Here is a 238-nt window from a genome sequence, read left to right on the forward strand (position 1 = left end):
GTTTTTTAACCTTATGTTTCGCTAAAATCCCATGAACAATTTCATTGTGTTGCTGGGCATCGCTAGCCCAATGCACCTTAATGCCATTACTCAAGCATTGTTGTTCAAATTGCTCAAGGTACTGGGCTAAATGGCTCAAAGTATGCAGTTTGAGTTGAGAGCCAAGCAGCCTTAGTTGTTCCCATTCAGGCAAACTGCCTGCAGCGCGATCACGTTTTTCACGTAATGCCCACAGGGC

1 pseudogene is annotated in these 238 nt (G+C 45.0%); it reads right to left on the reverse strand.

Annotated elements, in window-relative coordinates:
* Nucleotides 1-238: pseudogene (locus tag AAEZ00_RS22095) on the reverse strand (4Fe-4S ferredoxin); the annotation flags it as partial.

Source organism: Shewanella sp. S1-49-MNA-CIBAN-0167 (assembly GCF_040310145.1).
Lineage (GTDB): Bacteria > Pseudomonadota > Gammaproteobacteria > Enterobacterales > Shewanellaceae > Shewanella > Shewanella psychromarinicola.